This is a genomic window from Psychrobacter luti (assembly GCF_014192115.1).
In the GTDB taxonomy this organism is placed as follows: Bacteria; Pseudomonadota; Gammaproteobacteria; order Pseudomonadales; family Moraxellaceae; genus Psychrobacter; species Psychrobacter luti.
On sequence record NZ_JACHXL010000008.1, the window covers coordinates 13,156 to 25,799 of the forward strand.

12 protein-coding genes are annotated in these 12,644 nt (G+C 42.5%); 7 read left to right on the forward strand and 5 right to left on the reverse strand.

Going from position 1 to position 12,644, the window contains the following annotated elements; translation table 11 throughout:
- Window positions 1-81 precede the first annotated feature (81 nt).
- The 4 genes from FHS24_RS11560 (at window position 82) to FHS24_RS11575 (ending at window position 3,804) form a co-directional block, all read left to right on the forward strand.
- Window positions 82-825, forward strand: a complete 744-nt coding sequence (locus FHS24_RS11560) for a DUF1285 domain-containing protein (RefSeq protein ID WP_183621272.1) — start codon at window positions 82-84, stop codon at window positions 823-825.
- A gap of 185 nt (window positions 826-1,010) precedes the next feature.
- Window positions 1,011-1,985, forward strand: a complete 975-nt coding sequence (murI, locus tag FHS24_RS11565; protein ID WP_183621273.1) for a glutamate racemase — start codon at window positions 1,011-1,013, stop codon at window positions 1,983-1,985.
- A 235-nt stretch (window positions 1,986-2,220) separates the two neighbouring features.
- Window positions 2,221-3,252: a DUF4062 domain-containing protein gene (locus FHS24_RS11570; RefSeq protein WP_227671808.1), complete on the forward strand. Its 1,032-nt coding sequence runs from the start codon at window positions 2,221-2,223 to the stop codon at window positions 3,250-3,252.
- Window positions 3,253-3,504: 252 nt separating this feature from the next.
- Window positions 3,505-3,804 (forward strand): hypothetical protein, encoded by a 300-nt coding sequence (locus tag FHS24_RS11575; RefSeq protein WP_183621275.1) that lies wholly within the window; start codon window positions 3,505-3,507, stop codon window positions 3,802-3,804.
- A 160-nt stretch (window positions 3,805-3,964) separates the two neighbouring features.
- Here FHS24_RS11575 and FHS24_RS11580 read toward each other — a convergent pair whose 3' ends face one another.
- The 4 genes from FHS24_RS11580 to msrA form a co-directional block, all read right to left on the reverse strand.
- Complete coding sequence (locus tag FHS24_RS11580) at window positions 3,965-5,428, reverse strand: lytic murein transglycosylase (protein ID WP_183621276.1); 1,464 nt, start codon at window positions 5,426-5,428, stop codon at window positions 3,965-3,967.
- A gap of 240 nt (window positions 5,429-5,668) precedes the next feature.
- Window positions 5,669-6,382: a DUF1499 domain-containing protein gene (locus tag FHS24_RS11585; protein WP_183621277.1), complete on the reverse strand. Its 714-nt coding sequence runs from the start codon at window positions 6,380-6,382 to the stop codon at window positions 5,669-5,671.
- 63 nt (window positions 6,383-6,445) lie between these two features.
- Entirely contained in the window at window positions 6,446-7,114 is a 669-nt protein-coding gene (tmpT, locus tag FHS24_RS11590) for a thiopurine S-methyltransferase (protein WP_183621278.1), read from the reverse strand.
- A 144-nt stretch (window positions 7,115-7,258) separates the two neighbouring features.
- Entirely contained in the window at window positions 7,259-7,780 is a 522-nt protein-coding gene (gene msrA, locus FHS24_RS11595; RefSeq protein WP_183621279.1) for a peptide-methionine (S)-S-oxide reductase MsrA, read from the reverse strand.
- Window positions 7,781-8,050: 270 nt separating this feature from the next.
- Between msrA and cmoA the strand changes: the two genes are divergently transcribed.
- Together cmoA and cmoB are read left to right on the forward strand one after the other, a co-directional pair.
- A complete protein-coding gene (gene cmoA, locus FHS24_RS11600) occupies window positions 8,051-8,872 on the forward strand; it encodes a carboxy-S-adenosyl-L-methionine synthase CmoA (protein WP_233449125.1) in 822 nt (273 codons plus the stop codon).
- Between the two features lie 73 nt (window positions 8,873-8,945).
- Window positions 8,946-9,977, forward strand: a complete 1,032-nt coding sequence (gene cmoB / locus FHS24_RS11605; protein WP_183621280.1) for a tRNA 5-methoxyuridine(34)/uridine 5-oxyacetic acid(34) synthase CmoB — start codon at window positions 8,946-8,948, stop codon at window positions 9,975-9,977.
- 115 nt (window positions 9,978-10,092) lie between these two features.
- Here cmoB and FHS24_RS11610 read toward each other — a convergent pair whose 3' ends face one another.
- Window positions 10,093-10,311, reverse strand: coding sequence for a DUF2788 domain-containing protein (locus tag FHS24_RS11610; protein ID WP_183621281.1), 219 nt, complete (start codon window positions 10,309-10,311; stop codon window positions 10,093-10,095).
- 385 nt (window positions 10,312-10,696) lie between these two features.
- Between FHS24_RS11610 and argS the strand changes: the two genes are divergently transcribed.
- Window positions 10,697-12,526, forward strand: coding sequence for an arginine--tRNA ligase (argS, locus tag FHS24_RS11615; protein ID WP_183621282.1), 1,830 nt, complete (start codon window positions 10,697-10,699; stop codon window positions 12,524-12,526).
- Window positions 12,527-12,644 lie beyond the last annotated feature (118 nt).

The following is a 12,644-nucleotide window of genomic DNA, read 5'->3' on the forward strand; positions in this document are numbered from 1 at the left end:
AGGCTTTCATCATACCCGAAACTAAAATTTATAGTAATAACAGATTTGCCAAACTTTGATTACTAAATAAAGGATTGTATGATGAATGATAATAATAAAAGTGTGGACACCCTTAATAAAAATACCCTGCAAGCCCCAAATGACATAGGTTCCGAGCTAAATAGTATGGCTGCGCTTAGCCAGTATTTTAAGTCGACAGCCGGCATACGTGAAGGACGCGCCCTACCGCCTCTTGAGAATTGGCATCCTGAGCAAGTAGAGGATATGGATTTGACTATCAAAGCCAATGGCGAATGGTGGCACGAAGGCGTGCACATGACCCGGCAGTCATTAGTCAATTTATTTGCCACTATCTTATGGAAAGAGGAAAATGCTGGCAAGTTTAAGTACTTTTTAAAGACACCGGTGCAAAAGCTGCGTATTCAAGTAGAAGATGCACCATTATTGATTAATGATGTCGGTATCGTTGATGAAGACGATAAGCGCTGGCTGGAATTTACCACCACCACGGGCGATGTGGTACGTTTAGATGATGAGCATACTATTAGTCTGCGTGCTTATATCCCTGAAGACTATAGCAGTAATATTAATGCTAGTAATGTTGATGCTAGCAGAATTTATGATAACGAAGAAAATGGGCGCTCAGAAAGCGATACTCAAGTTCGCCCTTATATGATGGTGCGAAATAACTTGCACGCGCTTATTGGGCGTAATGCCTTTTATCATTTAACGGAAATTGGAGAATTGACAGAGCGTGATGGTGAGACGATACTAACCCTGCAAAGTGGTGGTAAGTCCTATGCATTATCGATGCCATCTAGCTAAAAACAGTTATCAATTAAACGATAATGGCAGCACGTAATAATTAAGCATTAGCCTCTTTGCTGTTATCAATATCCATGCTAGTTATTGATGTACTTAACTTTGCCTTAATGAATTTTATAAAGCGTATTCACATCACAACCTATCTATGCAAACGGTATCTCTATGAAAGCGGCGGTAAAATAAAAATGAACATTGCCGTAAATGTAGCTCCTCTTAAGTTTATTAGTGAAACTACCACTAATGAGTCTGATACACGCTCCCTATCAAATAATAGCGTGATAAATGATGTGATTAAGAAAGATCGCAGCGCGCCAATCGGCTTGTTTGATTCGGGTGTTGGAGGATTGTCGGTTTATCTACACTTGGCTCAGCAATTACCGCATGAGCGTTACGTTTATTATGCCGATACCTTGCATGTACCTTATGGCAATCGTGATAGTGACGATATTAAAGCGTTGACGCTAACAGCGGTAGAATGGTTATATCAACAAGGCTGCAAGCTTATCGTTATTGCCTGTAATAGCGCCTCGGCTTATGCATTAGAGACCGCCAGACGCTGTTATCCGCAGTTGCCTATTGTTGGTTTGGTACCTGCTTTAAAACCTGCGGTCTTAGCCAGTAAAACTGGTCATGTTGCGGTATTGGCAACAAAAGCGACTTTAAATGGGGCGTTACTTAACGATGTCATTACTAACGTCGCCAGCCCCAATGCCACCAAAGTAACCAAATATTTTGACCCAGAACTGGTCCCTTGGGTCGAATCAGGCATGTCAAAAGACAGCAAAACTGCTCAGGATTTACGCCAGCAATTACAGCTGTTTACCCAAGATGGCATAGACCAGTTAGTATTAGGCTGTACCCATTATCCATTTTTTAAAGCGTTTTTACGCCAAGAAATTGCAGAGCAGCAATTAGCGATACAAATTGTCGACTCAGGGCAAGCAATTGCTGAGCGCGTTAAGCAACTGTTATTGGTAAATCAGTTGTTGGCTTTGCCTGCTGAGTTTTCGGCTGCTGAGATGCTTAATGATACGGGCACAAGGGTAGATATATCGCCGCCATTGACTTTTTATGCGACCAAATATGATGAGAAATTAGGTGTGGTGATACAGCATTTATTAGGTCAGGAAACTGATATACAGTATTATCTGTCGCCTTAAGCGGCTTTGTTTTATCCTAATAAACGTTTTTTATCTGCTCAATAACTAGGTAGCTGTTATAATTCCGCAATATATTAATGGAATTAGTAATAAACTAAACGCATCTCAGTAATATTGTGCTAGGCTAGTATTTGCCAAACAGAATATTCGGGATTACGCTGATTTCATTAGCAATTGATATGGCTATTGTTTATATGACTACCATTTATATGACTACCTAAGCTTAGAGGTGATTGTGCCAAACCGTCGCTATCATATTCACGTCATATGCGCTGACAACGACCAACTGTTGGTTTTAGACAGTGTGGCGATGTTTTTTCAAGCCCGCGCATTTTTAACTTATGACGTTTCTAGCAAATTACCGAAAGCGTCATTATATGGGCGCCAGTGTATCGATGCCTGTGATTATGCGCTGATGATTATCGGTGATAGCTATGGCACGGCGCAAAATACCGGCGTCAGTCAAATGCATTTAAGCTATCTCAATGCCAAAGCCAAGCTCAAACCCTTGTTGATATTGGTCAAGACACACCATAACGAAGCTAATATCAGTCGGCAGTTGCAAGAATTCACCAATATGGTCACTAAAAAAGCCGATAAGATTTATTATTATGAGACAGAAAACGATATCGAGCAGCTGCTTATTCAAGCCTATTATAAAATGGTTGCCAATCATGAGGTAGGGGATGGCTGGGTAAGAGTCAGTGACGAGCTGATGAAAGCAAATAAATCGGCACTTACTGAAGAGGTGTCTGCTAGCTTTTCGACCAATAGAGTGTCTAAGCACGCTCAAGAACATCCAGTTACTATCAATCATCTTGCCGCTGATAGTGTTAGTAAACCCATCATGCTGACCGAAACCTTTGAGGTTCAATATAAAGCGCAAGCCTATGAAGGGGGTAATTTAAGCGATGTGACCCGACCTATGATTTTGTCATGGCAAGAGGTGTTAGTTACCTTAATGAAAATACCCGCGACCTTTTCAAGCTATGGTTTGCAGAGCGCCATCAATCGCTTAATCGCTACTAGAGCTGAGGCAGATATTAAAAAAGACATGCCAAATGTTCACGCTGTGGCGCGTTGTCAGATTTCTCAGGATGATTTAAACCAATTGCAGCGTCAGTTGGTCGCGGCTAATTGGATACAATTAACCACTTATGGCACGCGGGTGACCCAAGAGCTATGGAAACTTACCTACCATGCAAAAAGTCTACTGGCCGATAAAAAGCCAAAAACAGACAATCAGCCGTCTCTGCCTCTAAATTAACTCTACGTATCACTCTTATTAATAAATATCTTATTCAATTTATACCTAGCTAGGCTCATCTAAAAAAGCCTTATTGATGGCTATGCCTTATGTTTAACAATTACATTTTACGCTTTGAATAGAGTTTAGGATGGTCATGGCTACGTTTTGTAATACAAAGCATACGTCGCAATGGTTGTGAAGCTAGGCAATACCCGTAATAATGAAGGTGATAAGCACATGACAATATTGAACAACTAGGGAGAATACATAATGAGCAACTCTAAAAAAGATGCATTAAACACTGAATTAACCAGCTTGGAAGAGAAAATGCATGAAGCAAATCAGTTTCATACCTTAGAAGAGCAAGTAGCCGATATGAAGCGTCGCGGTATTGATCCAACTCAAGCCTATAAAGATTTGGATAGAAAAGAAGAAGATGCGGATTGGGGTGATGCTACGTGGAAAGAAAATGGTAAATGGGAGCCAAAAACGCCTGCTGATTTAGATGATAAAGCACGCGAGAACTGGGATGGCGATAATGGTAAACCAACCCCGCCACCGATTGTTTAGTAGTAGTTATTTGTAGAGATTATTTACTAACGACTGTTTATTCCTAAAGCATTAAATATATCTTATAAAAAAAGCCACGCTAATTTGCGTGGCTTTTTCGTTAGAGGGTTAAAGCTAGTAAATAATGATCGTAACTTTAACCGTTTATTTTAATATCTAACTACGAACCTTCATCCACACGGACAAGTTTCACTGTGCCATCAGGACTGGTAACACGGCGATAGCGCGTATTGCTTGATGACGATGTTGATGGCTGTACGGAGTAAGTGTTAGAAGTGGATTTAGGGCTAGTTTGTTGTTGAATCAATTGTCCCATACGGTCGGCAGGGGCAGGATTTAAAGGACGACTGTTTGCTGGCTGTCCATATTGATTGCCAGTAGCAGCGGCACTACCAATGATTGCGCGATAAAACTTCTGTCCTGCGCGTCCATCGGCTGGGAAGATACCATGGCTCGATTGATACTGTTGAATTGCAGTGCGCGTATTATCACCGATGATACCGTCGACTTCTCCAATATCGTAGCCGGCATTTAATAACGCTTGCTGAATTGCTCTGGATTCTTGGCGACCAATACCAGGGTCATCAGTTGGCCAAGCGGTGATAAAGTCGGTTTTACTGCTATCCTCGCGAGTAATGAGATCTGATAAATGTGCAATCGCCAGTGCATAGCTTTCTGAGGCATTATACGAATAAAAGGTATCGAAGTTTTTACCAACTAAGAAAGCTGGACCGTCAGGACCTGCAGGCAATAGTAAACCGGCACTATTCAAATCAGACGGCAGCGGGCTACCGTTCGCTAATGTCAGCCCTTGATTACGCCAATGGCTGATAGATTTTTTGTCTTTACGGTTCGATGCGCCCCAAAATCCACTCGGAAGTTTGACTTCATAACCCCATGGCTCACCTGAGCGGTAGCCACGTTTATCGAGGAAATTGGCAGTAGAGGCAAGCGCATCAGGAACACTGTTGACCAAGTCGCGACGACCATCGCCATCAAAATCAACAGCCAATTCTAAAAAGGTACTTGGCATAAACTGTGTCTGTCCAAACGCGCCAGCCCAAGAACCGGTCATATCGCTGGGTGCTATATCGCCGTTTTGCACAATTTTTAGCGCATTGGCGTATTCGCCTTGGAAATAGCTCTGACGACGATCAAAACAAGACAGCGTCGCTAAAGATTCAAATAAGGGTTTTTTACCCAATGTCTGACCAAAGTTAGACTCTACACCCCAAACCCCTAATACGTGCTCGGCTTTGACACCGTAGCGCGATTCGATGCGGCGCAGTGTGTCTGCCCACTGGCGTTTGGCGCGGATACCATCTTCTACTCGTTCCGTATCGACAAGTGACGACAGATAATCCCAGACGTCCTTTTGAAATTCGGGTTGATAGTTTAATGACTGAATGACGCTAGGGTCAGGCTGACTTGGACGATAGTTATTAAAGGTAAAGCTATCGACGCCGCGGAATTTGCTAGAGTTCTTTAGACCATCTAAGCATTGTTGAAACTCGTTATTAGATAGATCTGGCGCTGGTGGTCTAGCGGCCTGAGCAGTGCTGGCAAGGCTGAGACCAACCGCGATGCTAAGCAGCGATAAAGTGGAGAATGGAGTCAAGCGCATGAGAATATCCTATAAACGTCAAAATTACCATTTAGAATTGGAGCAAGGCTAATAAAACTAGTATTGACTTAGAGTAACCAATCTCAATAGTAAAGAAAAGGTATCGAAGCACTCAGTTACTATAAATTGACGGTGGCGTGAGGTTAGGAGAGGTTTTAAGATAAATATAGTATTACACGATTTTAGAGAAATCTCTTATTTCAATGCGGATAAGCGGTTTTGACAGCCATTTGGTAAATCCTACTTTGCCAAAATCCCATCCAACTCCTCAATAAATTCATGAATACGCTCGGTATTTTTACCCAAATCGCTACCGCCAATCCGTGATTTACTGCGGATATCGACCAGGCGCTTGCTACCGTTATCAGTGATACGTACGATGACATCATCTTTAAAGCCAAACCACATCGTCCTATCTGTCGCTTCGATAATTCCTTGGTCAGCATCAATATTTACCAGCTGCCAACCTAAATGATCGACGGCTTGTTTGGTTGCCTCAACCAGTTCAGATTGCGCTCGATCATAGCTTAATGTTTGTAGTTCAGGGTAGGCGGCGCGCTGTTGGGTTGCTGCTTCTACACCTGCATACTCAACTGGGTTTGGTGCATCAGCACGTAGTGGGGCAATAGCTACAAATTCAGGCGGATTGACCAAATCGGTCGAAATATCATGAATAGGCGGCACACTTCTACCCTTATTCAGCATGCTAAGTGGTATTGCTATAGCAATAGTAGATAGTAGTAGCGCTATTATCGTACTACCAAGCGTCACTGTTTTGCGTTTAAATATGATTTGTAACACCAGCAAGATAAGAGCCGCGATGCCCGCAAATACACCAAACTTAAACCCCGTAAACGCTGTACCTAAGTTGACGACACCATACTTATAGAGCGGACCGGGTAAAGCCACCAGTAACAAAGCGCTTAAACTGACAAGGCTCACTAAGGCTTTCATCGGCTCTCTCCGTTATTATTTAGTCGCTGCTTATTTTATGCTTACTTGCTGTGCTAATTAATCTTATCTTTTACTCAATAGCCAAACATGCTCAGTTACCGATAGTTCAGATGCAGAATTAAGGATTGATGACTGGTTTTCAAGCTCAATAATTTCATAATTAGCATCATAATAGTGCTTTAGTTGTTCCTGACTAATCGAAAAAGGCGGGCCGTCTTTTTTACTTTGCTCGTAGTTCAGGGTAATTAATAGCTGTGGCGCGTTATTACTAAGCTTATATATTTGCTCACTATAATCAGGGCGCACGTCTGCTGGCAAGGCTATTAATGCCGCTCTATCATAAACAGCAGCGATATCACCAATAGCTGTAGAACTCAGCGCAAAAATATCTGCTACCCATAAGCTGATGGTTTGACCAGCAAGCTGACCTTGATAGCGCTTTAAAGTGGATTCGTCAAAATTGCTAGTAAATTCGGTAATGATAGGAGTGATATTCTGCTCATCAAAAAAAGCTTGTACGGCTGATTCGACCAGCTCAATACCTATTACGTCGTAACCTGCGCGAGCCAGCCATACCATATCAACCGATTTACCGCATAAAGGTACCAGCACTCGGCTACCGATGGGCAACGCCAATGTAGAAAAGTATTTGATGAGTTGAAGGTTGACATCGGATTGATGAAAGCCAATACGCCCTTCTTGCCAACGCTGTTGCCAAAATTTAGAATTCATACCATTATTCCTAGCCTATCAAGCTTCAAAGGTTTGACATTATCATACCGCTAAACCCAATAAAAAAGCCAAGCGTATCAACCCTTGGCTTTTATAGCGTATCAACCCTTGGCTTTTATAGCGTATAAAAATTACGGTAATCGTTTAGCTCACCATATACTGACTAAATTCTTTGCGCAGTTTGGCAAGTTTTGGTGGTATGGCAAAGTTACAGTAAGCTTGCCCCGGATTGCGATTAAAAAAATCTTGATGGGTTTCTTCGGCTTTATAAAACTCAACAGCAGGATGTACTTCTGTGACCACGTTAAGACCCATATCACGCAGTTTATTAATCGTACGGTCGACCGTTGGTTTTTGCGCCTCATCGGTATAGAAAACCACGCTGCGATATTGGCTGCCGACATCGTTGCCTTGGCGGTCCATGGTGGTAGGATCATGGGTGGCAAAAAACACATCGAGTACCACTTCTAAGGGTACAATAGACTCATCAAATTCCACTTTAATTACTTCAACGTGGCCTGTATCACCACCGCAGACCGCTTCGTAGTTGGCAGACACAGCATCACCGCCCATATAACCTGAAACGACAGATTGCACGCCTTTTACCGATAAAAATACCGATTCGGTGCACCAAAAACAGCCACCGCCTAATATAATGGTTTGCATAATTGTTCCTATTATTCTAACGATAAAATATGAGCTAAATAGTATCTTTAACAAATCGCTCTTACTTTAAAGGCATTTGATTAGCAAATTCTCTATTTATTAATATGCATTTAGCTTAGCAGGGCAGTTGCCCGCGATAAGTAACAAACAGTAATGTTATAATGGGCTTTTGCTATCTAAAAATGTCTTAAGAGCCATTAGCGCTATACTCTCTAATTACAGTTCTGTTATCAAAAACTAAAGTTACACTATCAAAAAAAGAGCCATCTCATGAGCCAAACCAAGCCAACTACCCCTACTAATGATACTGTTACTAATAATACTGTTAAAAACGACATCATTAAGCATGACACCTTATTTACCACACCACTCGATAAAGCGGCGCGTTTTTCTTTTGATGAGCAAGTGGTGGCTTGTTTTCCTGATATGATTCGCCGTAGTGTGCCTGGTTATGGTCAGGTACTAGCGATGTTGCCGATATTTGCCCGTCGCCACTGTAAGTATCGTCAACAGGACAGTAATGGGCAACGTGTCAGCCGCGTGTATGATTTGGGCTGCTCATTGGGTGCGGCAAGTATGGCGTTGGCAGGCGAGTTTGAGCCGCAAGATTTGCAGATTAAAGCGATTGATATCTCACCAGCGATGACTACGGAGGCGAGTGCTTTATTAACGGAGAATTATCCAGCACATAATATTGAAGTGATTACCGCTGATATTCGTGATGTTGAGTTTGAGCAATGCGATATGGTCATTCTTAATTTGACGCTGCAGTTTTTGCCAGCTGCCGATAGAGTGGCAGTATTAGAAAAAATTTATGCGGCATTAAGTGAAGGTGGGATTTTGGTATTGACCGAAAAGACCCATGCTTTTGATGAGCAGTATGATGCGTGGTTGGTTGAGCGTTATTACGACTTTAAACGCGCTAATGGATATACCGAAATGGAAATCAGCGGCAAACGCAATGCGCTAGAAAACGTTTTGATTACTGATACCTTGGATGAGCATCATACACGTCTGGCGCAAGTTGGTTTTGAGCGTCATCTGACGTGGTTTCAGTTTTTAAACTTTATCTCTATTGTGGCGTTTAAATAACACCTAATCAGCGCAAAGTTTTCGCCAAATCAAAATTTTTATTAGTGCTTTATCAATACGGTAGCCACCCTTTATGCTTAATGACACCATCATCCACGCTGAACGCGAATTATATTTAACTTTGCTAGTACTGGCGCAGCAGCAGCCGAGTGCTTATGAGTGGCTAACGCGGTTACCGACATGGCTCAATGACATCAAAGATAAAGCCAATTACGCTCATGCGCCCGCTTATCAAGCGTCGGTGGCACGATTACCAGAAATAATAGTCAATAATGTCGATTTAGATAATGATGTTTTGACGATTGCGGCCAATCTCAGCGACTCTGAGCGTAAACAAACGATGGCACTGCTAAAGCAGTTAATGCCGTGGCGGAAAGGCCCTTTTCAGATTGGTGGTCAGATTGGTAGTGACGAGTCCGCTATAAAAATTGATACTGAATGGCATAGCGATTGGAAATGGCAGCGAGTATTACCGCATTTAGGTAATTTAAAAGGTCGCCGCGTATTGGATGTGGGCGGTGGCTCGGGTTATCACGGTTGGCGGATGACAGGTGCAGGAGCGGAGACGGTCATTATAATTGATCCTTCTTGCCTGTTTTATCATCAGTTTATGGCGATTCGTCATTTTGTTGGTAATGCTGACAATCACCGTACCCATTATATTCCGGTACCACTTGAAGCCCTGCCGGAGCACAGTCAGCTGTTCGATACAGTATTTAGTATGGGCGTGTTGTATCATCGCCAGTCGCCATTTGAGCATTTGCAAAAGCTTAAAGGACAATTAGTCAAAGGTGGCGAGCTGGTGCTTGAAACTTTGATCATTGATGGCGATGCCAATACTGTACTGGTGCCACACGACCGCTATGCGCAGATGAATAACGTGTATTTTCTACCGTCTGTAGCGGCACTTATTGGCTGGCTAGAAAAAGCAGGATTTACCGACGTACGCTGCGTCGATGTCGCCGTTACTTCTACCAATGAGCAGCGCAAAACGGAATGGATGACTTATCATTCGTTGGCGGATTTTTTAGACCCTAATGATGCAAGCAAAACCATCGAAGGCTATCCGGCGCCAAAACGTGCGACCCTTATTGCAAAAAAATAACTATTTGCCAAGAGAGGTTTTAGGTTATGAATCTCAAACAATGCTGCCATCACTTTTAAATGTGATGTTTATAAAAATGCGTGTTATTTTGAGAAACAGCTATGGCAAATACCAATTAAATAAACCAGCGTTTAAATGCCATTTCTATCAAAACTTTGAGGATAAAACCAATAAAGCCTGCACCAAGGGCTAAGAACATCCAAAAAGTACCCGCGCGACCAGCTCCAGATTGTTTTGATAAGTCCCAAATGATGAAGAATAAGAAGGCAATAAAAATGGGCAATAAAATGTACATACCCCAACTGGTAACGGTACTGGCTGCAATAGCAAACATGGTTTTATCCTATAGATGAAAGTGTAAAGTGGCGCACGCTCTGAGGCTTTTTTTATGATTTTTATAAATGAAACGATAATGTATAGAAAAAGCAGGCGATAACTGTTTTTCATTATAACGCGGAATAGAGCCGCTATAAATATTCCCTAACGTCAGGCAACAGTAACGCTACAATCAGCCTAAACAACCCTGTATTTGCAGCCTATAATAACCATCACCTCTTAAGCTGTGCCTATCCAGTATAATAGTAATAATTTTAACGCTATTTTTGGTTCAAATAGTGCAATAGCGTCTAAAGGTTGTTATATTTATAGGTTACTTATTTTTTTTGTATTATCTTATATTTCACCAATTTTTTTGTTCATTTATCTGAGTTTATAGTCCTATGTCACAAGCCCAAATTGATACGCTCGCCTCACTATTTGATAGTGCCATTCAAGCCCTAAAAAATGACGGCGAACTACCGGCTGATTGGCAAAACAACAGCCAAATTACACGAACAAAAGATACCAGTCATGGTGATTTTGCGAGCAATATCGCGCTAACGGCCGCCAAAGCGGCGAAAGCCAATCCGCGCCAGCTTGCTGAAAAAATCGTCAATGCCTTGCCTGAAAACCAAAATATTCGCCAAGTAGAAATCGCAGGACCAGGCTTTATCAACGTGTTTTTAAATACTGAAGCTAAGTTCGCCGTGTTAGACGATATCTTTAAGCTGCAAGAACGCTTTGGTTTAAGCAAGCAGTTTAAAGGTCAAAAAATCCAAGTTGAATTTGTCTCGGCCAACCCAACGTCTAGTCTGCACGTCGGTCATGGCCGCGGTGCCGCCTTTGGCATGAGCGTGGCAAATTTGCTTGAAGCCATTGGCTATGATGTCACGCGTGAGTACTATGTCAATGATGCCGGTCGTCAGATGGATATCTTAGCGACCAGTACTTATTTGCGTTATCTAGAAACCAACGGTGAGCCAGTCACGTTCCCAGTAAACGGCTATCAAGGTGATTATGTCAGTGATATTGCTCAAACGCTAAAAACGCAGCACGCTGATAGTTACGTCCACAGTTTTGCAGAAATTGCTAAAGACGTACCAGCAGATGCACAGTTTGAGATAAATGCGGATGGCGAAAAAGTGCTGCTATCAGGCGATAAAGAAGCCCACATCGACGGACTGATTGCCAATAGCAAAGCCTTGCTTGGCGAGGGTTATGAGCTATTTTTAAATGCAGCGCTTAGCAGTATTTTGGCTGATATCAAAGACGACTTAAATGACTTTGGTGTCCGTTATGAATGCTGGTTTAGCGAAAGATCTATTGATAGCGAGATTGAGCCTGTTTTACAAATCCTAGATGAAAAAGGCTATTTGTACGAAAAAGACGGCAATATCTGGTTTAAATCGACCGATTTTGGTGATGAAAAAGACCGTGTGGTACGCCGTGCTAATGGTCAAAGCACCTATTTTGCCTCTGATATCGCTTATCATAAAAACAAGTTCGATCGCGGCTTTGATAAAGTCATTAACGTTTGGGGCGCTGACCATCATGGCTATGTCCCACGAGTAAAAGCGGCGTTAACGGCGCTTAGTATCGATGCCGATCGTCTTGATGTGGTATTGGTACAGTTTGTTGCCTTATGGCGCGGTAGTGAAAAAGTGCAAATGTCGTCGCGCTCGGGCAAATTTGTCACCTTACGTGAGCTGCGTCATGAAGTCGGTAACGATGCCGCGCGCTTCTATTACGTCGCTCGTAAGCCTGAAGTACACGTCGATTTTGACTTAGAGCTTGCCAAATCGCAAAGTAAAGACAACTTGGTTTTCTATATTCAGTATGCGCATGCACGGGTTTGCCGCGTGTTAGAAAAACTAGAAACCAGTGGTCTGCAAGTAGACGATATTACTGGCGCTGAAAAGCAAGAGTTATTGACTGCATCGAGCGAAGAAGAATTGATTAAATTACTTGGCGCTTATCCGGCAACCTTGCTACGCGCAGCGACAGGCTATGAGCCGCATATCTTAACCAATTATCTAAAAGAATTGGCGGCGTTATTTCATGGTTGGTACGATAGCAATCGTATCTTGCCTGTGAGCTTGACCTCGGGTGAGACGCCAAGCCAAGATGAAATGGATATGATGCAAGCTCGCCTACGCTTATCTAAGGCGGTCAGGCAGGTATTGAGTAACGGGCTTAGCTTATTAGGCTTGTCTGCGCCGTCTAGTATGTAGTATAAAGAGAGACGGCTGCCAGCCATCATTCGCCGACGACTATTTGGCAATAACAAATCGACAATGACAATTCAACATTGATAATTCGACATTGATAATTCGACAACGATAGATATAT

Coding starts and splice junctions, on each gene's coding strand:
- argS (WP_183621282.1), top strand. CDS start 10,697: ATGTCACAAGCCCAAATTGATACGCTCGCCTCACTATTTGATAGTGCC.
- FHS24_RS11580 (WP_183621276.1), bottom strand. CDS start 5,428: ATGCGCTTGACTCCATTCTCCACTTTATCGCTGCTTAGCATCGCGGTT.
- FHS24_RS11560 (WP_183621272.1), top strand. CDS start 82: ATGAATGATAATAATAAAAGTGTGGACACCCTTAATAAAAATACCCTG.
- FHS24_RS11585 (WP_183621277.1), bottom strand. CDS start 6,382: ATGAAAGCCTTAGTGAGCCTTGTCAGTTTAAGCGCTTTGTTACTGGTG.
- murI (WP_183621273.1), top strand. CDS start 1,011: ATGAACATTGCCGTAAATGTAGCTCCTCTTAAGTTTATTAGTGAAACT.
- FHS24_RS11610 (WP_183621281.1), bottom strand. CDS start 10,311: ATGTTTGCTATTGCAGCCAGTACCGTTACCAGTTGGGGTATGTACATT.
- cmoB (WP_183621280.1), top strand. CDS start 8,946: ATGCTTAATGACACCATCATCCACGCTGAACGCGAATTATATTTAACT.
- FHS24_RS11575 (WP_183621275.1), top strand. CDS start 3,505: ATGAGCAACTCTAAAAAAGATGCATTAAACACTGAATTAACCAGCTTG.
- msrA (WP_183621279.1), bottom strand. CDS start 7,780: ATGCAAACCATTATATTAGGCGGTGGCTGTTTTTGGTGCACCGAATCG.
- tmpT (WP_183621278.1), bottom strand. CDS start 7,114: ATGAATTCTAAATTTTGGCAACAGCGTTGGCAAGAAGGGCGTATTGGC.
- cmoA (WP_233449125.1), top strand. CDS start 8,051: ATGAGCCAAACCAAGCCAACTACCCCTACTAATGATACTGTTACTAAT.